Origin of the sequence: Kocuria flava (genome assembly GCF_001482365.1) — a bacterium.
GTDB lineage: Bacteria > Actinomycetota > Actinomycetes > Actinomycetales > Micrococcaceae > Kocuria > Kocuria flava.
The window spans coordinates 2,747,990-2,769,704 of the sequence record NZ_CP013254.1 but is presented as its reverse complement, the minus strand read 5'-3'; the positions used below and the strand labels follow the sequence as shown (position 1 = coordinate 2,769,704).

Below are 21,715 nucleotides of genomic sequence, written 5' to 3'. Positions count from 1 at the left end.
GCCGCCGTGACCGCACGGCACGGCGGCGGGGCGTTCCCCGACCCGGTCCCCGAGCTCGACCAGCCCCTGGCCCCGCTGCTGGGCAGGGGCACGGCCGAGGCCCTCGACCGGCAGCTGGGCATCACCACGATCGGCGGGCTGCTGGACCACTTCCCCCGCCGCTACATGCCGCGCGGGGAGCTCACCCCCTTCGACGAGCTGCGCCTGGACCAGCAGGTGACCATCGTCGCGGAGGTCGTCTCCACGTCCACCCGCCGGATGCGCTCGCGGCGCGGGTCGATCACCGACGTCGTCATCACGGACCGGGCCTCGGCCGACCCCCGCAGGCTCTTCGCCGACGACGGGGACACCGGCGCCGGCACGGGCGGGACGATGCGCCTGAGCTTCTTCAACGCCTGGACCGCCGCCAGGGACCTGCGCCCCGGCACCCACGCCCTGTTCTCCGGGAAGGTCGGCCTCTACGACCGCGCGCTGACGATGACCAACCCCCACTACGCGATCCTGGACCCGGAGGACCCCGAGGCGGGGGAGACCGCCGAGCAGCGGGCCGAGCGGCCCATCCCCATCTACCCCGCGACCGCGAAGCTGACCACGGACAAGATCGCCCGCGCCGTGCACGCGCTGCTGCCGGTCGTGGACTTCGGGGCCGTGCCCGAACCGCTGCCCGACGCCGTGCTCGGCCGGGAGCGGCTGATGGGCCTCGAGGAGGCCTACCGACAGGTCCACCGGCCGCGGGACGCCGCCGCCCACGCCGAGGCGCGGCGCCGGTTCCGCTACCAGGAGGCCTTCCTGCTCCAGTGCGCGCTGGCGCGCCGCCGGGCCGAGCTCGCCGCCCACCCCACGACCGCCCGCCCGGGCCGCCCCGGCGGGCTGCTCGCGCGCTTCGACGCCGCCCTGCCCTTCGAGCTCACCGGCGGGCAGCGGGCCGTGGGCGAGGAGCTGGCCGCCGAGCTCGCCGGGTCCCACCCGATGAACCGGCTGCTGCAGGGCGACGTCGGCGCGGGCAAGACTCTCGTGGCCCTGCGGGCGATGCTGCAGGTCGTGGACTCCGGTGCGCAGGCTGCCCTGCTCGCGCCCACCGAGGTCCTCGCGGCCCAGCACCACGCCTCCGTGCTCGCCGCCCTGGGCCCCCTGGGCCGGGGCGGTCAGCTCGACGGCGACCCGGACGGCACCCGCGTCGTGCTGCTCACGGGCTCCATGGGAGCCGCGGCCCGGAAGCGGGCGCTGCTGGAGATCGCCTCGGGGCAGGCCGGGATCGTCATCGGCACCCACGCCCTGCTCTCCGAGGTCGTCCGGTTCGCCGACCTCGGGCTCGTGGTCGTGGACGAGCAGCACCGCTTCGGCGTCGAGCAGCGCGACCGGCTGCGGGACAAGGCCGGCCGCCCCCCGCACCTGCTCGTGATGACCGCGACCCCCATCCCGCGCACCGTGGCCATGACCGTCTTCGGGGACCTCGACGTCTCCGTCCTGGACCAGCTGCCGGCCGGGCGGCGCCCGATCACCACGCACGTCGTGGGTCTCGTGGAGCACCCCGCCTGGGAGCGGCGGCTGTGGCGCCGGGCCCGCGAGGAGGTCGAGGCCGGGCGCCAGGTCTACGTCGTGGTGCCCAAGATCGGCGAGGACGACGACGCCCCCGCGCCCCGGCCCACCCTCGCCGAGGCGGCCGCCGCCGCGGCCGCGGAGCCCGAGGACGCGGAGGCCCCCCTGGCCTCCGTGGCGTGGCTGGCCGAGCTGCTGGAGCGCGAGCCGGCCCTGGCGGGGGTGCGCACCGAGGTGCTGCACGGGCGCCTGGACCCGGCCGAGAAGACCCGGGTGATGCGGGAGTTCGCCGAGGGCGAGGTCGGGGTGCTCGTGTGCACGACCGTCGTCGAGGTGGGAGTGGACGTGCCCAACGCGACGCTGATGGTCGTGGTGGACGCCGACCGGTTCGGGATCTCCCAGCTGCACCAGCTGCGCGGGCGGATCGGCCGCGGCGGGCACGCCGGGACGTGCCTGCTCGTCACCCGCCGCCCGCCGGAGCACCCCTCCCGGGAGCGGATGGACGTCGTGGCCGCCTCCACGGACGGCTTCGAGCTGGCCCGGGCCGACCTCGAGCTGCGCCGCGAGGGCGACATCCTCGGCGCCGCCCAGTCCGGCGGGCGCTCCACGCTGCGGCTGCTGCGCGCCCTCGACGACGCCGAGCTGATCGAGCGGGCCCGCCGCGATGCCGTCTCGATCCTGGCCGAGGACCCCGGGCTGGACGAGCACCCCGAGCTGGCCGAGGCGATCGGGCGCTACCTCGACCCGGACGCCGAGGCGTTCCTGGACCGGGGCTGAGCCCGGTGCGCGCCCGAGGACGAGCAGGAGGACGCCCGTGAGCAGGATCGTCGCCGGGGCCGCGGGCGGGCTGCGCCTGCGCTCGGTGCCCGGACAGGGCACCCGGCCCACCACCGACCGCGTCAAGGAGGCCCTGTTCGCGCGGCTGGAGTCGTGGAACATGCTCGCCGGCGCCGCCGTCGCGGACCTCTACGCGGGCTCCGGGGCGCTGGGCTGCGAGGCCGCCAGCCGCGGGGCCGCCGAGGTCGCCCTCGTGGAGCGCCACGGCCCCGCCGCCCGGGTGTGCCGGGACAACGCCGCGCTCGTGCACCGGGCCCTGGGCCGCGACGACGTCGTGACGGTCCACCGCGGGAGCGTGGAGACCTACCTCGCCGACCCCGCCGAGGGCCCGTGGGACCTCGTGCTGGCCGACCCGCCCTACCCGCTGGGCGAGCGGGAGCTCACGGCGGTGCTGGCCCGGCTGTCCGGGCGGCTGCGCCCCGGGGGCGTGGTCGTGGTCGAGCGCTCCGCCCGCTCCCCGGAGCCGCGGTGGCCCGCGGGCCTGCGCCGCTTCGCGCACGCCCGCCACGGGGAGACCGCGACGTGGTTCGCCGAGGCGGACGAGGCCCCCGCCGGGGACACGGCCGGGACCCCGCCCGCCGGGACGGGGACCCATGACGATGCATACTGACTACGGTCCGACGACGAGAGGGAATTCATGAAGATCACGGTGCTGGGCACGGGCTACCTGGGGGCCACGCACGCCGCCTCGATGGCGGAGCTGGGCTACGAGGTGCTGGGCGTGGACGTGGACCCCGCGAAGGTGGACGCGCTCTCGCGCGGTGAGCTGCCCTTCCACGAGCCCGGCCTCGCCGAGCTGCTGCGCGAGCACGTCGGGTCCGGCCGGCTGCGCTTCACCACGAGCTACGAGGAGGCCGGCGCCTTCGGCGACGTCCACTTCGTGGGCGTGGGCACCCCGCAGCGCCCGGGCGCGTTCGCCGCGGACATGCGCTTCGTCGACGCCGCCGTGGGCTCGATCGCCGCGGCCGCCACGAAGGACTGCGTGATCGCCGGCAAGTCCACGGTCCCCGTGGGCTCCGCCCGCCGCCTGGCCGACATCGCCCGCGCCTCCGCCCGCCCCGGCGTGGACGTGCAGCTCGTGTGGAACCCCGAGTTCCTGCGCGAGGGCTTCGCCGTGGCCGACACGCTGCGCCCCGACCGCATGGTCCTGGGCCTGGACGGCGCGGACGGGGCCCGTGCCGAGGCCGTGATGCGCCGCGTCTACGCCCGCCAGCTCGAGTCCGGGGTGCCGCTGATCGTCACCGACTACGAGACCGCCGAGCTGGTCAAGGTCGCCGCCAACGCGTTCCTGGCCACGAAGATCTCCTTCATCAACGCCCTGTCCGAGCTCACCGAGGTCGTCGGCGGCGACATCCGCACCCTGGCCGACGCGATCGGTCTCGACGAGCGGATCGGGCGGAAGTTCCTCAACGCCGGCGTCGGCTTCGGCGGCGGGTGCCTGCCCAAGGACATCCGGGCGCTGCGGGCCCGGGCGGCGGAGCTGGGCGTCGAGCAGTCGGTGCGCTTCCTCGCCGAGGTCGACGACGTCAACACCCGCCGCCGCGGGGCCACGGTCCAGGCGGTCACCGAGATGCTGGGCGGGTCCGTGGTCGGCAAGCAGGTCGCGGTGCTCGGGGCGGCCTTCAAGCCCGACTCCGACGACGTGCGCGACTCCCCGGCCCTGGACATCGCCGCGCGCCTGCACTCGATCGGCGCGGAGGTCGCCGTCTACGACCCGAAGGCCAACGCCAACGCCGCGAAGCGCTACCCCCGCCTGGACTACGTCGACTCCCTCGAGGCCGCCGTCACCGGCGCCGAGGTCGTGGTGCTGCTCACCGAGTGGGCCGAGTTCAAGGCCATGACCCCGGCCCAGCTCGAACCGCTGGTGGCCGTGCCCCAGATCCTCGACGGGCGCAACGTCCTGGACCCGCAGCAGTGGGAGGCCGGCGGCTTCACCTACCGCGCGCTCGGGCGCCGCGCCCTGCCGGTGGCCTGACGGGGAGGGCGGTCCGGGCCCGGCCGGCTCAGCCGGCCAGGCGCCGGACCGCCTCCTCGAGGACCTCCGGGCGCTTGCCGAACGAGAAGCGCATCCAGTCCCCGTAGTCCCCGGCCCGCGCCGCCGAGGCCAGGGCGGAGACCGGCACGCCGACCACCCCCGTCTCCTCGGCCAGCGCCGGGGCCAGGGCCGTGGCGTCCGCGGCGCCGTGGCGGGCGCACAGCGCCGCGACGTCGGCCACCACGAAGAACGTCCCCTGCGGCTGGGCCGGGTGCGCCCCGGCCGCCGCCAGCCCCGCCACGAGCACGTCGCGGCGGCGCCGGAAGTCCTCGGTCAGCTCCGCGTAGAACGCGTCGGGGCTGCCCAGGGCCGCGGCCGCGGCCAGCTGCAGCGGGGTCGCCGCGCTGTGCGTGAGATAGGCCTTGGTCGCCCGCACGGCCTCCACGAGCCGCCGCGGCCCGCTGACCCAGCCCACGCGCCAGCCCGTGGCCGAGAAGGTCTTGCCCACGGAGGAGACGGTCAGGGTGCGCTCGAACGCCCCCGGGACCGCGGCCAGCGGTCGGTGCGGGCCGGGGTAGCGCAGGTGCTCGTAGACCTCGTCCGTGACGACCACGCAGTCGTGGGCCGCGGCGAGGGCCGCGACCTGCCCCAGCGCGGCGTCGTCGAGCACCGTTCCCGTCGGGTTGTGCGGGTCGTTGAGCAGCACCATCCGGGTGCGGGGCCCGAACGCGGCCGCGAGCCGGTCGGGCTCGGGCGCGAAGCGGGGCGGCTCGAGGGGCACCGTCACCAGCCGCGCCCCGACGAACGCGGCCACGGCCCCGTAGAGGTCGTAGTGGGGCTCGAGGACCACGACCTCGTCGCCCGGGCGCAGGAAGGCCAGCATGGCCGCGGCGATGCCCTCCGAGGCGCCGACGGTGACGAGCACGCCGTGCTCGGGGTCGACGTCGATCCCGTAGAACCGGGCCTGGTGCTCGGCCACGGCCTCCCGCAGCTGCGGGGTCCCGGCCACGGGGCTGTACTGGTTGCCCCCGTTGCGCAGCGCCGCGACCGCGGCCTCGAGCATCTGCGGGGGCCCGTCGACGTCGGGGAAGCCCTGGCCCAGGTTGATCGCCCCGGTGCGCGCGGCGAGCCGGGACATCCGCTCGAAGACCGTCCCGCCCGGCCGCCCGTCCGGGCCCAGCAGGCCCCCGCCGCGGGCCATGCGCTCCCAGGGCAGAGGGGCGGGGGTCTCGGTCGGTCCGGAGGCGTCCATGCGGCCAGTCTAGGGGGAGGCCCCGCGGCGGGCGGGTCCGGCGCGGGCCGGGCGCACGGGCTCGCGCCCCTAGGATGGGGCGCATGCGCCGCGCCGTCTGCCCCGGATCCTTCGACCCCGTCCACCTCGGCCACGTCGAGGTGGTCGAGCGCGCCGCGGCGCTGTTCGACGAGGTGGTCGTCGCGGTCTCCACCAATCCGCACAAGCGCTACCGCTTCGACCGCGAGGAGCGCCTCGAGCTCGTCCGGCGCAGCCTCGCCGGCGTCCGGGGCGTCGTCGTCGAGCCCATGGGGGAGGGGCTGCTGGCCGAGTACGCGGCCCGGCGCGGGGCCGTGGCCCTGGTCAAGGGCCTGCGCTCGGGCGAGGACTACGCCTACGAGGTGCCCATGGCCACGATGAACCGCCACCTCACCGGCGTGGAGACCGTGTTCCTGCCCGGGGACCCCCGCTACCTGCACCTGTCCTCCACGCTCGTGAAGGAGGTGCACGGCCTCGGCGGGGACGTGGCCCCGTTCGTGCCCGCGCCGGTGCTGGCGGCCCTCGGCCGCTGAGGCGCGCCCGCGGCGCGCCACGGGCGCGGTTGAGAACGTGCGGCGCGGCACGCTACCATGGTCCGTCGAGCAGAAATCCACCAGGAGTTTGTCATCAGCCGCGAGAACAGTTCGCCCCTCATCATCGGTGTTCGGGACCTCGAGCACCGTCCGGGGACCATGCGAACCCTGGAGGAGGCCGTGCCCGCGCCGAAGGACTTCGGCAACGCGCTGATCGGCGTCCCGGAGGGGTCGGAGATCGCTCTGGACCTCCGCCTGGAGTCCGTCCACGACGGGATCCTGGTCTCGGGCACCGCAGGCGTCGCCGTCCACGGCGAGTGCAGCCGGTGCCTCGACCCGATCGACTACGATCTGGACGTCGACGTGCAGGAGCTCTACGTCTTCGACTCCGCCGGCGAGAGCGGGGAGGAGTCCGAGGACGACCAGTTGTATGACGTTCGGGACGAGAGCATCGACCTCGAACCCATGCTTCGGGACGCAGTGATCACGCAGCTGCCGTTCCAACCGGTGTGCCGGGAGCAGTGCCAGGGATTGTGCGCCCAGTGCGGCGCGCGCCTGGAGGACGACCCGGGGCACCACCACGAGGTGACCGACCCTCGCTGGAGCGCCCTCGCGGGTCTGCTCGAGCAGGACGGCACCCCGGCCCAGACGACCGAACCAAGAGAAGAGAGTTAGCCGTGGCTGTTCCCAAGCGGAAGATGTCCCGCGCGAATACCCGCGCCCGCCGTTCCCAGTGGAAGGCGTCCGCGCCGAAGCTGGTCAAGACCGTCGAGAACGGCAAGGTGACCTACAGCCTGCCGCACCAGGCCAAGGTCGTGACCGACTCCGCCGGGACCGCGCTGTTCCTGGAGTACAAGGGCCGCAAGGTGGCCGACGCCTGACCACGGTGACCCCCACCGAGAGCAGTCAGGACCTTCTGGAGCGTCTCGGCGTCGACATCGACGCCGGGACGCTCCGCTGTGCCCTGACCCACCGCTCCTACGCCTACGAGCACGAGGGCGAGGCCCACAACGAGCGCCTCGAGTTCCTCGGCGACTCGGTGCTGGGCCTGGCCGTCACGGACGAGATCTACCACCGCTACCCGGAGGACTCCGAGGGCAGCCTCGCGAAGATCCGCGCCGCGGTGGTCAGCACCCGCACGCTGGCCGAGCTCGCCCGCTCCCTCGGGCTGGGGCCGCACATCCGGCTGGGCAAGGGCGAGGTGCGCACCCGCGGCCACGAGAAGGCCTCGATCCTCGCCGACACCATGGAGGCCCTCATCGGCGCCGTCTACGTCTGCGCGGGCCTCGAGCCGGCCCGGGCCTTCGTGCTGCGCCTGGTCGTGCCCCTGCTGGAGGCCGGCTTCGTGGTGACCGAGGGCCGCGACTGGAAGACCGAGCTCCAGGAGCTGGCCGCCGCCCGGGGCCTGGGCCCCGTGCGCTACGCCGTGGAGGGCACCGGACCCGACCACGACCGCCGCTACGAGGCGCGCGCCCTCGTGGGCGGGACCGAGCACGGCACCGGCACCGGCACCACGAAGAAGGAGGCCGAGCGCTCCGCCGCCGCCCAGGCCTGCGCCGCCCTGGCCGCCCGCACCGGTGTCTGAGCCGGTGCGCACCGGCGCCCCGGGGGAGCCCCGTGCCTGAGCTGCCCGAGGTCGAGGTCGTCCGCCGCGGGGTGGCCCGCTGGGTCGTGGGCCGCACGGTCGAGGAGGCCCAGGTGCTGGACCCCCGCTCGGTGCGCCGCCACGAGGCCGGCCCCGCGCACTTCGCCCACGAGCTCTCCGGCGCGGTCGTGGCCGACGCCGTGCGCCGCGGGAAGTTCCTCTGGCTGCCCCTCACGGGCGCGGACGGGGCGGACCCGCAGGAGGCGCTGCTCGTGCACCTCGGGATGAGCGGGCAGCTGCTCGTCCAGGACGCGGGCCGGCCCGACGAGAAGCACCTGAGGGTGCGCCTGCGCCTCGGACCCCGCCCCGGGGTCCCCGACGAGCTGCGCTTCGTCGACCAGCGGATCTTCGGGGGCATGGTCCTCGACCCGCTCGTGCCCACCGCCGACGCCGCCCCCGGCGGCCTCGGGGCCACCGGGCTGCCGCTCGTGCCCGCCCGCGCCGCCCACATCGGGCGGGACCCCCTGGACCCGGCCTTCGACGCCGACGCCGTGCACGCGCGCCTGCGCCGCCGCCGCACCGGGCTCAAGCGGGCCCTGCTGGACCAGTCGCTGGTCTCGGGGATCGGCAACATCTACGCCGACGAGGCGCTGTGGCGGGCCCGCCTGCACTGGGCCCGGCCCACCGACACGCTCCGGCGCCCGGAGACCGTCCGGCTGCTGGACGCGGTGCGCGCGGTGATGGAGCAGGCCCTGGCCGCCGGCGGCACGAGCTTCGACTCCCTCTACGTCAACGTCAACGGGGAGTCCGGGTGGTTCGCCCGCTCCCTGGACGCCTACGGCCGCGCCGGGCGGGCGTGCCGGCGCTGCGCCGAGGAGGGCCGGGGCACGCTGATCGTGCGCGAGCAGTTCATGAACCGCTCCTCCTACCGCTGCCCGGCCTGCCAGCGCACCCCGCGCAACGCCCGGTTCTGAGCCCGGCCGCCACGGCCCGCGGTCCCTCCGGGGACCGCGGGCCCGTCGTGCTCAGGCGGGCTCGGCGGGGGTGGAGCCCGTGGCGGGCAGGGCGGCGCCGCCGCGCGGATGCCGCCGGTAGTGCTCGGCCAGGCGCGCCATGCCCTCCTCGACCGTGACCTCCGGGTGCCAGCCCAGGACCTCGCGGGTGCGCCGCTGGTCGAACCAGTGCGCCGTGGACAGCTGCTCGGCCAGGAACTCCGTCATGGGCGGCTCGTCCCGGCCCGGGCGCACGGCCCAGGCCCGCTCGATCACCCGTCCGGCGAGGCGGGCGGCCCAGCCCGGCACGCGGCGCCGGGGCGGCTCCACGCCGGCGGCGCGGCAGAACCCGGCGATCAGCTCGCCCACGGGCCGCGGCTGGCCGTTGGAGACCACGAACGCCTGCCCGTGGGCCTGCTCGATGCGCTCGAGGGCCCGCACGACCGCCTCGGCGGCGTTGTCGACGTAGGTCGTGTCGATCAGCGCGGCCCCGGCGTCGAGCAGCGGCAGCCGCCCCGCCGCGGCCCGGTCGACGACGCGCTCCACGAGCTGGGTGTCGCCGGGGCCCCACACGATGTGCGGGCGCACGGCGGTCACGCGCAGCTGCTCGTCGTCGGCGTCGAGGGCCAGCAGCTCGGCGGCCGCCTTGGAGCGGGCGTAGTGGCCGCGGGCCCGCACGGGGTCGGCGGGGCGGGCGGGCTCGCCCACGAGGGAGGTCCCGGTGTGGGCCACGGAGGGCGAGGAGACGAACACCACGTTGCGGGCGCCCGCGCGCCGGGCGGTCTCCAGCACGGTGCGGGTCCCGGTGACGTTGGTGAGCACGAACTCGTCCCAGTCCCCGGCGAAGGAGACCTTGGCGGCGAGGTGGACGACGTCGTCGACGTCCTCCATCGCCCGGGCCACGGCGTCGGGGTCCGTGACGGAGCCCCGCACCTCCTCGACGTTGCGCTGGTCGGCCAGCGCGGCGTGCCCGCGCTGGAGGAGCCGGACCGTCCACCCCCGGGCGACCAGCCGGCGGGCGACGTGCTCGCCGAGCATGCCCGAGGCGCCGGTGACCAGGACCCGGCGGCCCTGCCCGCTCAGCTCCGGCGGGCCCTGCTCGGCGTCGTGGCTACCCGCGGGGGGCGGGGCGGCGGCGGCCTCCGCCGCCGCGGGGTCGGGGACGAGGGCCTCGGTGCTGCGGTGCTTCGCGCTCACGGGGTGCTGATCCTTCCTCCGGCGAGGGCGGCCTCGGCCCACCCGGCCAGCAGGGCTCGGTCGATCTTGGAGTTGTGCCGCACGTCGGTCGGGTGCTCGGGGAGCACGAGCACCGCCGCGAGGTCCAGGCCCGTGGCCCCGCGCACGGCGGCCCGGACGGCGCCGGCGAGCTCCGGGTCCGCGGGACCGGGGCGCCGCGCCGGCGGGACCGTCTCGGCCACGGCCACGGGCACCTGCCGGCCGCGCGGGCCCACGCCCACGACCGCGACCCGGCCGGTGCCCGGGACGTCCTGGGCCGCGTGCTCGGCGGCCACCGGGGTGCGCACGCCCTCGGCGGTGACGACCACGTGCGCCAGCCGGCCCTCGACCCACAGCCGCCCGGCGGCGTCGAGGTGGCCGACGTCGCCCGTGCGGTGCCAGCCGGGCAGCGCGGTCGCCTCGTGCTCGGTGGCCCACAGCCGGTCGTAGCGGTCCTTCACGTGCGGGGCCCGGGCGAGGATCTCCCCCGTGGTCCCGGCCTCCCGGGTCGGCTCCGTCCCGGGGACGCCGTCGGGGCCCAGGGGGGTGACCGCGAGCTCGGTCCCGGGGACGGGGGTGCCCACGCACACCCCGTTGCCCGCCCCGGCCACGGCCGGGGCGCCGGTGAGCTCGTCGGCGAGGTCCGCGGGCCGGGCGTCGGCGCGGGCCCGGCGGATGCCCTCGAGGGTGACGTCGGTCAGGGGCAGCCCCTCCGTCATGCCGTAGGGGGTGTGCAGCTCGGCCGCGGGCAGCAGCGCCTGCGTGCGCTCCAGCAGCGGCTCGGGCAGGGGGGCGCCGGCGGAGAGCAGCATCCGCACGTCCCCGAGCGCCGCGCGCCCGGCCGGGCCCAGCCCGTCCTGGGTGGCCAGGAGGTTGTCGATCGCGGCGGGGGAGAGGAACACCGCGGTGGCGCGGATGGCCGCCGCCGCGTCGGCCAGGGCCCGGGCGGTGAGGGTCCGCGGGGCGGTGACGTCCATGTCGGGGGTGACCGAGGTGACGCCCAGGGCGGGGCCGAGCAGCGCGAACGGGGCGAAGCCGGCCACGAGCCCCGTGCCGGGCACGAGCCCGCACGTCGCCGCCACCGCGTCGCGCATGGCCGCGAGCTGGCGGTGCGTGTAGACCACGCCCTTGGCCGGGCCGGTGGAGCCGGAGGTGAACAGCACCGCCGCGTCGTCGTCGGGGTCCGGGACGGGCAGCTCCGGGTCCGGGGCCGTGCGCAGCAGGCCGGGCACGTCGGCCACCGCGCCCAGGGCCCGCCGGGAGACGGGGTCGAGGTCCTCGACGGCGATCCGGGTGCCGGGCCAGCCCAGCGCGCGGCCGGCCACGAGCGCCCGGCGGATCCCGACCAGCCAGGCGGGGCGCGCCCCGCGCAGCGCGCGGGTGAGGCCCTTGGGCCCGAGGCCGGTGTCGGCCACGACGATCACGGCGCCGATCCGCAGGCACGCGTAGAGCAGCGCGGTCAGCTCCGAGCCGGGCGGGACCATGAGGTTGACGCGGTCGCCGGGGCGCACGCCGGCGGCCGTGAGCCCGGCCGCGAGGCGCTCCACGCGCTCGGCCAGCCCGGCCCAGCTCAGCGACGCGCGCACCGGGGGTGCCCCGTCCGCGGGCCCGTCCCCGGCGGGGGCCATGTCGACGACGGCGAGGCCGGGGTCGGCGCGGCGCTCCTCGAGCCCGGCGTGGAACGGCACGAAGGGCTCCGCCGCGCGTGCGCGCGCCTGCAGGTGGCGCTGACGGCGGGTCGGTCCGGGGCCGAAACGGTCGGCGAGCCAGGCCAGCACGGGGGTCGCGATGTCCCGGGACTCGGCGACCAGGTGGTTGCCGCCCTCGAAGCGGTGGACGTCCGCGTGCGGGAGCCGGCGCATCAGGTCGGCGAGGTAGCGCTCCTGGAAGACCGGGTCCCCGGTGCCCCACAGCAGCAGGGCGGGGCCCTGCAGCCGGGCCACGCCAGCCGCGATCCGCTCGAAGGGCTCGTGCGAGGGGTGGCCCGCGGGCACGGGGATGTCGGCCACGAAGTCGCGGATCGCCCGGCGCCGCCCGCGGGTCGCGTAGGGCGCCCGGTAGGCGGCCCGCACCTCCGGGGGCAGCGGCGGGTCGGCCAGGCGCAGGGTGACGTCCAGGAACGCGGAGGTGCGGTCGGTGAGCAGCCCGTGGGCGGCCGGGGCCAGGGCCAGGCGCAGCGCGGCCGGGATCCGCTCGGCGCCGTCGTGGTGGACGGCGGTGTTCGTGAGGATCGTCCCGGCGTGCACCCCGGGGTGCTCGAGGGCCCAGCCGGAGGAGATCAGTCCGCCCCAGTCGTGGGCGAGGGTCACCACCGGCCCGGGGCCGTCGTCGAGGCCGAGGGCGGCGGTGAGGTCGGCGAGGTCGCGCACCCGGTCGTCGAGGCGCCGGGTCAGGCCCGTGCGCTCGGAGAAGCCCATGTCGAGCTGGTCCACGGCCACCACGCGCCAGGGGTTGGCCGGGTCGGTGGCGGCGGCCAGCACGGTGCGCCACAGGTAGGACCAGGTCGGGTTGCCGTGCACCGCCAGGACCGTCCCGCGCGGGGTGAGCCCGGCCGCCTCCAGGGAGGCGGCGTTGTCCAGCACGTGCCAGCGGCGCCGCCGGCCCGGCACGGGCTCCACGGGGGCCGTGGAGGCCACGGTGAGGGTGCGCGACCAGGCGGGGTCCACCCCCGGCAGCGGCACCTCCGTTCCGGGCAGCCGCGCCCCCTCCGGACCTCGGCCGGCTCCGGCGCGGCGCGGGGGCGTGGACGGTCGGGTGCGTGCCATGGGCGGGATGCTCCTCACGGGTCGGGGCGGCGGGGGCGGGTCGGTGCGGGTGGTCAGCGGCTCACCAGTCGATCTCCATGTACGTCGCGTTCAGCCCGGAGCCCACGCCCAGCAGGAGCACGCGGTCCCCTGCGCCCAGGGACTCGGCCTCGAGGGCGAGGGTCATGGGCAGCGCGGCCGCGGCGACGTTGCCCCAGAAGGGGAAGGTCACCGGGAAGCGGTCGGGGTCGATCCCGACGTCGGCGAACAGCTTGTTGGTGTGGGACATGGAGACCTGGTGGCCGATGTAGCGGTCCATCTCCTGCCAGTCCCAGCCGTCCGCGTGGGCGTCGTTCCAGGCCTGCTCGAGCAGGCCCACGCCGTGCTTGAGCAGCCCGGTGGCGTCGGTGAACATCCCGTCGAAGCCGCCGATGCACAGGCCGTGGTGCTCGGTCGCGGAGCGGGTCACCGACCCGGCCACGCGGTGGCCCTCCGGGTGGCGGTCGGCGGGTCCCACCACGGCCGCGGCCGCGCCGCAGCCGAGGGTCAGGGTCGCGAACTCCCGCACGACGTCGGCCCGGGTCACGCCGGGGGCCTGCAGCCGCTCGTAGGTCTCGCGGTGCCAGGGCCGGGGGTCCTCGCCGGCGACGACGACGGCGTAGTCGATCGCGCCCGCGTCGATCATCGTGGCGGCGATGGTGAGCCCGTTGACGAAGCCGAGGCAGGCGTTGGTGACGTCGAAGTTCAGCGCGGAGGAGGGCAGCCCCAGGCGGTGGTGGACCGAGACGGAGACCGCCGGCTCGTAGCCGTCGCGGGTCACGGAGGCGTTGATCAGCAGCCCCACCTGCTCCGGGCGCACCCCGGCCTGCTCGAGCGCGGCCTGGCCCGCCTCCACGGCGCCGTCGGTGAAGTGGCGGCCCGGCGCCCACTCGCGCCGCTCCTTCACGCCCGCGAGCCGCTCGAGCAGCCCCTTGGGCATCCTCAGCCGCTCGAAGGTGCCGGCCAGGACCTCGTCGGCCTGCGAGGAGGGCACGACCTCGTCCGCCTCGACCTTCGTGATGGCGAGGAGGGCGGCGTTGCGGTGGCGCATCGTGGAATTACCGGTCAAGGTCTCTGGCTTTCCTTCGGGGCCCGTCGCCGCGCAACGGTCCGGTGCGGGACCGGGCGGGCTGACGGTGCGGGGCTGGTCGGCGCCAGTCTAGTGGCGCGCTCCCGGGGGCCCGGCGCGCACCGGCCGGTTTCTCTGCAGGCTGATCGTCTCACGCCGGGGTGGCTCCCGTCCCCGCGCGGGCCGTCCCGGGGCGCGGCTAGACTCGTGCGGGTCCGAGACCGCCCCCGCCCCTGGAGCCGCCCCCGTGCACCTGAAGACGCTGACCGTGCGCGGGTTCAAGTCCTTCGCCTCGGCCACGACCTTCGAGTTCGAGCCCGGGGTCACCGCCGTGGTGGGCCCCAACGGCTCCGGGAAGTCCAACGTCGTGGACGCCCTCGCCTGGGTGATGGGCGAGCAGGGCGCCAAGTCGCTGCGCGGCGGGAAGATGGAGGACGTGATCTTCGCCGGCACCGCCGGCCGGGCCCCGCTGGGCCGGGCCCACGTGTCCCTGACGATCGACAACGCCGACGGCGCCCTGCCGATCGACTACGCCGAGGTGACGATCTCCCGGACCCTCTTCCGCACCGGCGGCTCCGAGTACGCGATCAACAACCGGCCCTGCCGGCTGCTGGACATCCAGGAGCTGCTCTCCGACTCCGGGCTCGGCCGGGAGATGCACGTCGTCGTCGGCCAGGGCCGGCTCGACCGGATCCTGCACGCCAGCCCCGAGGAGCGGCGCGGGTTCGTGGAGGAGGCCGCGGGGGTGCTCAAGCACCGCCGCCGCAAGGAGCGCACCCTGCGCAAGCTCGAGGCGATGCAGGCCAACCTCGACCGGCTCGAGGACCTCACGGCCGAGCTGCGCCGCCAGCTCGCGCCCCTGGGCCGGCAGGCCCGCACCGCCCGCCGCGCCCAGCGCATCCAGCACGACGCCCGCGACGCCCGCGCCCGGCTGCTGGCCGACGACCTCGTGCAGGCCCGCACCGGCCTGGCCGCCGACGAGGAGCTCGAGCGGCGCCTGCGCGCCGAGAAGGACGAGGCGCAGCGGGCCCTCGACGCCGGGCGCGCCCGGCAGGCCGAGGTCGAGGCGCGCGCCGCCCGGGCGACCCCGGCCCTCAACGCCGCCCGGGACACGTGGTACCGGCTCACCGCCGTGCAGGAGCGCTGCCGCTCGCTGGCGCGCCTGGCCGCCGAGCGCCGCCGCCTCCTGGGCGCCGCCGAGGCCCCCGCCGAGCCCGGCCGCGACCCCGGCCGGCTGGCCGCCCAGGCCGCCCGCACCCGCGAGGAGCAGGCCCGGCTGCTCGAGCAGGTCGAGGACGCCACGGACGCCCTGGCCGCCGCGATCGAGGACCGCGAGGCCGCCGAGGCCGCCGCCCGGGACCAGGATGCGGTGGTCACCGGGCTGCTGCGCGCCGCCGCGGACCGGCGCGAGGGCGCGGCCCGGCTCACCGGGGCCGTGGCCGCCGCCCGCTCCCGCGTCGAGGCCGCCGAGCAGGCCCTGGCCCGGCTGCACGAGGCCCACGCCGGGGCCGGGGCCCGCCGGGAGGGCGCCGGGGCGGAGGCCGACCGCCTGCGCCTGGCCGCCGGTCGCGCCGCCGAGGCCGCCGCGACCGCCCGCGCCGCCCACGACGAGGCCGCGGCCGCCCACGACGCCGCCCGCACCGCGGCCCGGGAGGCCGGGGCCGCGGTGCAGGAGCTGCTGCGCGCCCACGACGCCCAGGCGGCGCGGGCCGAGACGCTGCGCGCCGCGCTGCGCCAGCCCGACGGCTCGGCGGCGGTGCGCGCGGCCCACCCCGAGGACGTCGTGGGCGCCGTGGCCGACCTCGTGGGCGTCGCCCCGGGCTGGGAGCGTGCCGTGACCGCCGCGCTCGGCCCGCTCGCCGACGCGCTCGCCGTGCGCTCCCACGGGGCGGCCCTCGGCGTGCTCGCGACCCTGCGCGAGGCCGGCCGCGGCCGGGTGCAGCTGCTCGTGGCCGCGGCAGGGGCCGGCCCCGAGGCCCCCGCGGTGCCGGAGCTGCCCGGCGCGCTCGCCGCCGCGGACGTGCTGCGCGCCCCCGGCGGCGCGGCCGGGGACCCGGACGACGACGCCGGGCGCGCGGCCGCCGCGGTGCGGGCGGCGCTGGCCCGCACCGTGCTCACGGAGGACCCCGCCACCGCCGCCCAGGTCGTCGCCGCCGACCCGCGGCTGACGGCCGTCACCCGCGACGGCGACGTGCTGACCGCCGTCAGCGCCCGGGGCGGAGCCGCCGAGGCCGCGGGCACGCTCGAGACCCGCGCCGCGGCCGAGCGCGCCGAGGCCGAGCGCGCCGCCCTGGCCGGGCGCCTGCACGCCGCCCGGGAGGCCGAGACCTCCGCCGCCGCCGCGCGCACCGCCGCCCGCGCCCGGGCCGAGGCCGCCGCGGCGGCGCTGCGCGCGGCCGAGCGCGACGCCGACCGGGCCGCCGCCGAGCTCGACCGGGTGCGGGCCGTGCTCGGCTCCGCCGAGGCCGAGACCCGCCGCGCCGACGACGAGCTCGCCGCCGCCCGGGAGCGCCTCGCCGGGGACCAGCGCCGGCTCGAGGAGGCGGTCGGGCGGCTGGCCGCGGCCGAGGCCGAGGACCCCGGCGACGACGAGGCCGCCCAGCTCGAGGCCGCCGCCCGGCGCGAGGAGGCCCACCGGGGCGCGTCCGCGGCCCGCGCCGCCGAGACCGAGGCGCGCCTGGCCCTGCGCTCCCTCGAGGAGCAGGCCCGGGCCCTGGGCGCCCGCGCGGCCTCCCAGGAGCGGGCCGCCGCCGCCGAGCGCCGGGCCCGCGAGGAGGCCGAGCAGCGGGCCCGCCGGCGCCGCGCGCAGGCGCGCACCGCCGAGGCGGTGCACGCGGCGGCCGAGGCCCTGCTCGCCCGGGTCGCGGACTCCGCGGCCGCCGCGGAGGCCGCCCGCGAGCGCGCCGAGGCGGTGCGGGCCCGGCTGGACGCCGAGCTGACCGACCTGCGCGCCGCGAACGACCGGCTCGCCGCCCGCGTCGCCGAGCTCACGGACTCCGTGCACCGCGACGAGCTCGCGCGCACCCGGCAGCGCTCCCGCGTCGAGGCCCTCGAGGCCCGCTCCCTCGAGGAGCTCGGCCTGACCCCCGACGCCCTCGTGGAGCACTACGGCCCGCACCTGCCGGTCCCCGCCGCGCCCGGCGCCGACGACGGCGCGCCGGGGACGGACGGGCAGGAGACCCTGTTCGAGGAGGAGCCGGGCACCGCCTACGTGCGCGCCGAGCAGGAGCGGCGGCTGCGCCGGGCCGAGAAGGAGCTGGCCGCGCTGGGGCGGGTCAACCCGCTCGCGCTCGAGGAGTTCGCCGCCCTGGAGGAGCGCCACCGCTTCCTGGCCGAGCAGCTCGAGGACCTCCGGCGCTCCCGGGCGGACCTGCGCGCCATCATCCGCGACGTCGACCGGCACGTCGAGGAGGTCTTCGGCGCGGCCTTCGCCGACACCGCGGCGCAGTTCGAGCAGGTCTTCGCCACCCTCTTCCCCGGCGGGGAGGGCCGGCTGCGGCTGACCGACCCCACCGACCTGCTCACCACGGGCATCGAGGTCGAGGCCCGGCCGGCCGGCAAGAAGGTCAAGCGGCTGTCCCTGCTCTCGGGCGGGGAGCGGTCCCTGACCGCGATCGCGCTGCTCGTGGCGATCTTCCGGGCCCGGCCCTCCCCGTTCTACGTCATGGACGAGGTCGAGGCCGCCCTCGACGACCGCAACCTGGGGCGGCTGCTGACCGTGCTGCAGCAGCTGAAGGAGACCTCGCAGCTGATCGTCATCACCCACCAGAAGCGCACGATGGAGATCGCCGACGCCCTCTACGGGGTCGCCATGCGCGGGGACGGGGTGACCACGGTCGTCGGCCAGCGCCTCGCCGAGCTGCGCTGAGGCCGGTGCCGCGCCGGGGCCGGCGGCTCAGTCCGCGGTGCGCGGCAGGGTGTCGCGCACGGGCAGCCACGCGAGGGCGGCCAGCAGCATCAGGGCCCCCGAGACCCCGAACGCCCACCCGAAGCCGGCGGCGTCGGCCAGCGCCCCCGCCACGACCGGCCCCAGGATCTGCCCGGCGTCCGCGCTCATCTGGTAGCGGGCCAGCACGGGCCCGCCCGAGCGGTCGGGGCCGATCACGTCCGCGACCGCCGCCTGCTGGCCGGGGTTCATGGTGCCCGAGCCCATTCCGGCCACCAGGGACAGGACCACGAAGGTCACCACGTCCCCGGACAGGCCCAGGGCCGTGGTCGCCACCCCGTTGACGACCAGTCCCACGAGCACGAGGGGCCGGCGGCCGAACCGGTCGGTGAGCCGGCCGGTGACCGTCAGCGCCAGCGCGTTGCCGGCCGCGAAGACCGCGAGCGCCAGACCGGCCACGCCCGGGCCCGCGCCCAGGACCGCGACGGCCAGCAGCGGCACGAGGGCCACGCGGATGCCGTAGGAGGTCCACCCGTTGGCGAAGTTCGAGGCCACCGCCGCCCGGTAGGCGCCGACCGACCACGCCTCGCGCGGGGTCAGCACCGGCTGGGCGGCGCCCGCGCGGCCCTCGCCGAGGACCTCGTCCCTGAGCCGGAAGTGCACCACGGCCACGGCCACCAGCAGCGCCGCGGCGTAGATCAGGAACGGCGCCTGCAGCCCCAGCCCCGCCAGCAGGCCCCCGATCACGGGTCCGAGGACGCCGCCGAGCAGGAACGCGCTCGCGTAGTAGCCGGAGACCCGGCCGCGCATCCGGGGCGGGGCCAGGCGCACGATCAGCCCCATCGCGGAGATGGTGAACATCACGGACCCGATCCCGCCCAGGCCGCGGAAGACCAGCAGCTGCCAGTAGGACTGCGCGAACGCGGTGGCCGCCGAGGAGACCGCCACGACGAGGACGCCCACCACGTAGGTGGGGCGTTCGCCGATCCGGGCCAGGATCCGCCCGCCGGCCGGGGCGAAGAGCAGCCGGGCCAGGGCGAAGGCGCTCACCACGGCGCCCGCGGCGGAGACGCCCACGCCGAAGGTCGTGGCGAACTGCGGGAGCACGGGGGCGACGATGCCGTAGCCCACGGCGATCACGAAGGCGGCGGCGATGAGCACCGTGATCTGCTGGGGCACGCGGTCACGGTCGGGGGCGGCGGGCTGGGTCGGCACCCGACGAGTCTAGTGACCGCCCGGGAGCGGCGGGGACGGTGTGAGAAGCTTCTGTGCGTGGAATCGATACCCGTCATCGCGTACGTGCTCGTCGCCGTGGTGGTGCTCGGCCTGCTGGGCCTCGTGCTGCTGCGCGGGCCCAAGGCTCCCCGCGGCGGCTACCCCTCGACCCGGGACCCGGACGACCCCGTGCAGGCCCCCGGGGACCTGCGCCCCGGCACCGCGGAGGCCCCGCCGGAGGAGCCCGCCCCGCGGCTGGAGCGGCCCGAGTCCGCCGCCTCCCGCATGGCCCGGCTGCGCGGGCGGCTGGCGCGCTCCAACTCCGTGTTCGGCAAGGGCCTGCTCGCCCTGCTCTCCCGCGACCGGATCGACCAGGACGTCTGGGACGAGATCGAGGAGACGCTGCTGCTGGCTGACCTCGGCACCGACGCCACGACGGAGCTCGTCGAGGCGCTCCAGCGCCGGGTGCGCGTCGAGGGCACGAACGACCCCGCCCACGTCAAGGCCATGCTGCGCGAGGAGCTCCTGCGCCTCGTGGACCCCGCCATGGACCGCTCCCTGGCCGTGGACCGGAAGGGGCCGCTGCCCGCCGTCGTGCTCGTGGTCGGCGTCAACGGCGTGGGCAAGACCACGACCGTCGGCAAGCTCGCCCGCGTGCTCGTGGCGGAGGACAAGGACGTCCTGCTCGGGGCGGCGGACACGTTCCGCGCCGCCGCCGCCGACCAGCTGGCCACCTGGGGCGCCCGCGTGGGCGTGCCCACGGTCCGCTCCGACGTCGAGGGCGCCGACCCCGCCTCCGTCGCCCACGACGCCGTCTCGGCCGGCATCGAGCAGGAGGCCGACGTCGTGCTCGTGGACACCGCCGGGCGGCTGCAGAACAAGGCCGGGCTGATGGACCAGCTCGGCAAGATCAAGCGCGTCGTCGAGAAGGCCGCCGCCGTCGACGAGGTGCTGCTCGTGCTCGACGCCACCACCGGGCAGAACGGCATGACCCAGGCCCGGGTCTTCGCCGAGGCGGTGCACATCACCGGGATCGTGCTGACCAAGCTCGACGGCACGGCCAAGGGCGGGATCGTCGTCGCGATCCAGCGCAGCCTCGGCGTGCCCGTCAAGCTCATCGGCCTGGGGGAGGGCCCCGACGACCTCGCCCCGTTCGAGCCCGAGGCCTTCGTGGACGCCCTGCTCGACTGAGCCCGTCCCCGCAAGGGCCCACAGGGACGCCTCGCGCCCGCCGCACTTCACGGACCCGTAACCGTGGCGGCGGGCGCGAAACATGCCCGCAACGGCCCGCGGGCGTGCCCGAAACATCTCTTGCCGAGACTCGTAGCGACGGTGAGCGCCGACCGGCCCCGCAGCAGGGGGACGGGCCGGCGGCGCCGGACCCGCAACGCAACGGACTCGAGAAAGAGGTGCAGATCGTGGACATCACCGCTGGACACGTGTGGACGATCGTCGCGGCCGCCCTGGTCTTCTTCATGACCCCCGGGCTGGCCCTGTTCTACGGCGGCATGACCCGCGCCAAGGGCGTGCTGAACATGATGATGATGAGCTTCATCGCGATCGGCATGGTCTCGGTCGTGTGGGTGCTGTGGGGCTACTCCATGAGCGGCGGGGACCCGCTGCTCGGCGGGCTCACCGCCAGCCCGGTGCCCTCCTTCGCCCTGGGCGACCTCATGGGCACCGACGGGCTGCTGGGCGCCGCCTACGGCGGGACCTTCGCCATCATCACCGTGGCGCTGATCTCCGGCGCCATCGCCGACCGCGCCCGCTTCGGCGCCTGGGCCCTGTTCGTGCCCGTGTGGACCACCCTCGTCTACGCCCCGCTGGCCTTCATGGTCTGGGGCGGGGGGCTGCTCACCGAGGACGGCGCGATCGGCGCGGCCCTGGGCGAGGCCATCGACTTCGCCGGCGGGCTCGTGGTGCACATCAACGCCGGCGTCGCCGCGCTCGTGCTCATCGCCGTCGTCGGCGCCCGCCAGGGCTTCGGCAAGGACCCCGGGCAGCGCCCGCACAACCTCCCGCTCGTGATGCTGGGCGCCGCGATCCTGTGGTTCGGCTGGTTCGGCTTCAACGCGGGGGCGGCGTCGACCGCCGAGCAGGCCGGGCTGATCTGGGTCAACACGCTGGTCGCCCCCGCCGCCGCGATGCTCGCCTGGCTGCTCACCGAGCGCGTGCGCGACGGCCACCCCACCTCCCTGGGCGCCGCCTCCGGCGCGGTCGCCGGCCTCGTGGCCATCACCCCGGCCTGCGCCAACGTCTCCCCGGTGTGGGCGATCGGCATCGGCGTGCTGGCCGGCACCGCCTCCGCGCTCGCCGTCGGGCTGAAGTACCGGCTGCGGATGGACGACTCCCTCGACGTCATCGGCGTGCACCTGGTCTCCGGCGTCGTCGGGACCGTGGCCCTCGGCTTCGTGGCGCTGCCCTCCGAGGGCACCGCCGGGCTGTTCTACGGCGGCGGCCCCGGCCTGCTGCTGACCCAGGTGGTGGCCGTGCTCGTCTCGGTCGTCTACTGCGCCGTCCTGACCCTGCTCGTCGCCGTCGCGATCGACCGGACCGTGGGCTTCCGCATCCCGCCGCGCGACGAGATCGACGGCATCGACATCACCCAGCACGCCGAGACCGGGTACTCCTTCGCCGGCGACGCCACGGGCTCCTTCACCCCGGGCCGCCACACCGCGGCGGCCCCGCCCGCCGGCTCGGACGCCCCGGAGGCCCCGGCGGGCGCGGCCCCGGAGACCGCCCCCGCCGCCCGCTCCGCGCGGGTGCCGGGCTGAGCCCGCGCCCGCCCCGACCCACCACCTGCGAGAAAGGCCCTC

16 protein-coding genes are annotated in these 21,715 nt (G+C 77.0%); 11 read left to right on the top strand and 5 right to left on the bottom strand.

The genetic code is table 11. The features are described from left to right. Window positions 1-6 precede the first annotated feature (6 nt). Genes AS188_RS12355 through AS188_RS12345 form a run of 3 tightly spaced genes read left to right on the top strand, consistent with a single transcriptional unit; the run spans window position 7 to window position 4,351 of the window. On the top strand, window positions 7-2,316 hold the full coding sequence (locus AS188_RS12355) for an ATP-dependent DNA helicase RecG (protein ID WP_058859104.1): 2,310 nt from the start codon (window positions 7-9) through the stop codon (window positions 2,314-2,316). 37 nt (window positions 2,317-2,353) lie between these two features. Next, window positions 2,354-2,986, top strand: a complete 633-nt coding sequence (locus AS188_RS12350; RefSeq protein WP_058859103.1) for an RsmD family RNA methyltransferase — start codon at window positions 2,354-2,356, stop codon at window positions 2,984-2,986. Between the two features lie 27 nt (window positions 2,987-3,013). Beyond that, window positions 3,014-4,351, top strand: a complete 1,338-nt coding sequence (locus AS188_RS12345) for a UDP-glucose dehydrogenase family protein (protein ID WP_058859102.1) — start codon at window positions 3,014-3,016, stop codon at window positions 4,349-4,351. Between the two features lie 28 nt (window positions 4,352-4,379). Here the strand turns inward: AS188_RS12345 and AS188_RS12340 are convergent, their stop codons facing one another. Next, window positions 4,380-5,603: an aminotransferase class I/II-fold pyridoxal phosphate-dependent enzyme gene (locus tag AS188_RS12340; protein ID WP_058859101.1), complete on the bottom strand. Its 1,224-nt coding sequence runs from the start codon at window positions 5,601-5,603 to the stop codon at window positions 4,380-4,382. Window positions 5,604-5,686: 83 nt separating this feature from the next. On the opposite strand from AS188_RS12340, the gene coaD reads away from it, so the two are divergent. The 5 genes from coaD (at window position 5,687) to mutM (ending at window position 8,713) form a co-directional block, all read left to right on the top strand. Beyond that, window positions 5,687-6,154, top strand: a complete 468-nt coding sequence (gene coaD, locus AS188_RS12335; RefSeq protein ID WP_058859100.1) for a pantetheine-phosphate adenylyltransferase — start codon at window positions 5,687-5,689, stop codon at window positions 6,152-6,154. 159 nt (window positions 6,155-6,313) lie between these two features. Next, window positions 6,314-6,829: a YceD family protein gene (locus AS188_RS12330; RefSeq protein ID WP_230780467.1), complete on the top strand. Its 516-nt coding sequence runs from the start codon at window positions 6,314-6,316 to the stop codon at window positions 6,827-6,829. A 2-nt stretch (window positions 6,830-6,831) separates the two neighbouring features. Beyond that, window positions 6,832-7,035 (top strand): 50S ribosomal protein L32, encoded by a 204-nt coding sequence (gene rpmF, locus AS188_RS12325; RefSeq protein ID WP_058859099.1) that lies wholly within the window; start codon window positions 6,832-6,834, stop codon window positions 7,033-7,035. Window positions 7,036-7,040: 5 nt separating this feature from the next. Further along, the gene (rnc, locus tag AS188_RS12320; RefSeq protein WP_058859098.1) at window positions 7,041-7,739 is read left to right on the top strand and encodes a ribonuclease III; all 699 of its coding nucleotides are present in this window, start codon (window positions 7,041-7,043) and stop codon (window positions 7,737-7,739) included. A 32-nt stretch (window positions 7,740-7,771) separates the two neighbouring features. Next, window positions 7,772-8,713, top strand: a complete 942-nt coding sequence (gene mutM / locus AS188_RS12315; protein WP_058859097.1) for a bifunctional DNA-formamidopyrimidine glycosylase/DNA-(apurinic or apyrimidinic site) lyase — start codon at window positions 7,772-7,774, stop codon at window positions 8,711-8,713. Between the two features lie 51 nt (window positions 8,714-8,764). Here the strand turns inward: mutM and AS188_RS12310 are convergent, their stop codons facing one another. The 3 genes from AS188_RS12310 to AS188_RS12300 form a co-directional block, all read right to left on the bottom strand. Further along, window positions 8,765-9,928 (bottom strand): NAD-dependent epimerase/dehydratase family protein, encoded by a 1,164-nt coding sequence (locus AS188_RS12310; protein ID WP_058859096.1) that lies wholly within the window; start codon window positions 9,926-9,928, stop codon window positions 8,765-8,767. Beyond that, window positions 9,925-12,711 (bottom strand): alpha/beta fold hydrolase, encoded by a 2,787-nt coding sequence (locus tag AS188_RS12305; RefSeq protein WP_083529438.1) that lies wholly within the window; start codon window positions 12,709-12,711, stop codon window positions 9,925-9,927. Before AS188_RS12305 ends, AS188_RS12310 begins: the two co-directional genes overlap by 4 nt. Before the next feature lie 61 nt (window positions 12,712-12,772). Then, window positions 12,773-13,798, bottom strand: coding sequence for a 3-oxoacyl-ACP synthase III (locus tag AS188_RS12300; protein ID WP_058859095.1), 1,026 nt, complete (start codon window positions 13,796-13,798; stop codon window positions 12,773-12,775). Window positions 13,799-14,045: 247 nt separating this feature from the next. Between AS188_RS12300 and smc the strand changes: the two genes are divergently transcribed. Beyond that, window positions 14,046-17,666 (top strand): chromosome segregation protein SMC, encoded by a 3,621-nt coding sequence (gene smc / locus AS188_RS12295; RefSeq protein ID WP_058859094.1) that lies wholly within the window; start codon window positions 14,046-14,048, stop codon window positions 17,664-17,666. A gap of 27 nt (window positions 17,667-17,693) precedes the next feature. Here smc and AS188_RS12290 read toward each other — a convergent pair whose 3' ends face one another. Further along, window positions 17,694-18,899, bottom strand: a complete 1,206-nt coding sequence (locus AS188_RS12290) for an MFS transporter (RefSeq protein ID WP_058859093.1) — start codon at window positions 18,897-18,899, stop codon at window positions 17,694-17,696. Between the two features lie 57 nt (window positions 18,900-18,956). Here AS188_RS12290 and ftsY point away from each other — a divergent pair, with 57 nt between their 5' ends. Both ftsY and AS188_RS12280 read left to right on the top strand, forming a co-directional pair. After that, window positions 18,957-20,090 (top strand): signal recognition particle-docking protein FtsY, encoded by a 1,134-nt coding sequence (gene ftsY / locus AS188_RS12285; protein WP_058859092.1) that lies wholly within the window; start codon window positions 18,957-18,959, stop codon window positions 20,088-20,090. A 227-nt stretch (window positions 20,091-20,317) separates the two neighbouring features. Continuing rightward, window positions 20,318-21,673 (top strand): ammonium transporter, encoded by a 1,356-nt coding sequence (locus tag AS188_RS12280; RefSeq protein ID WP_083529592.1) that lies wholly within the window; start codon window positions 20,318-20,320, stop codon window positions 21,671-21,673. The last annotated feature ends 42 nt before the right edge of the window (window positions 21,674-21,715 follow it).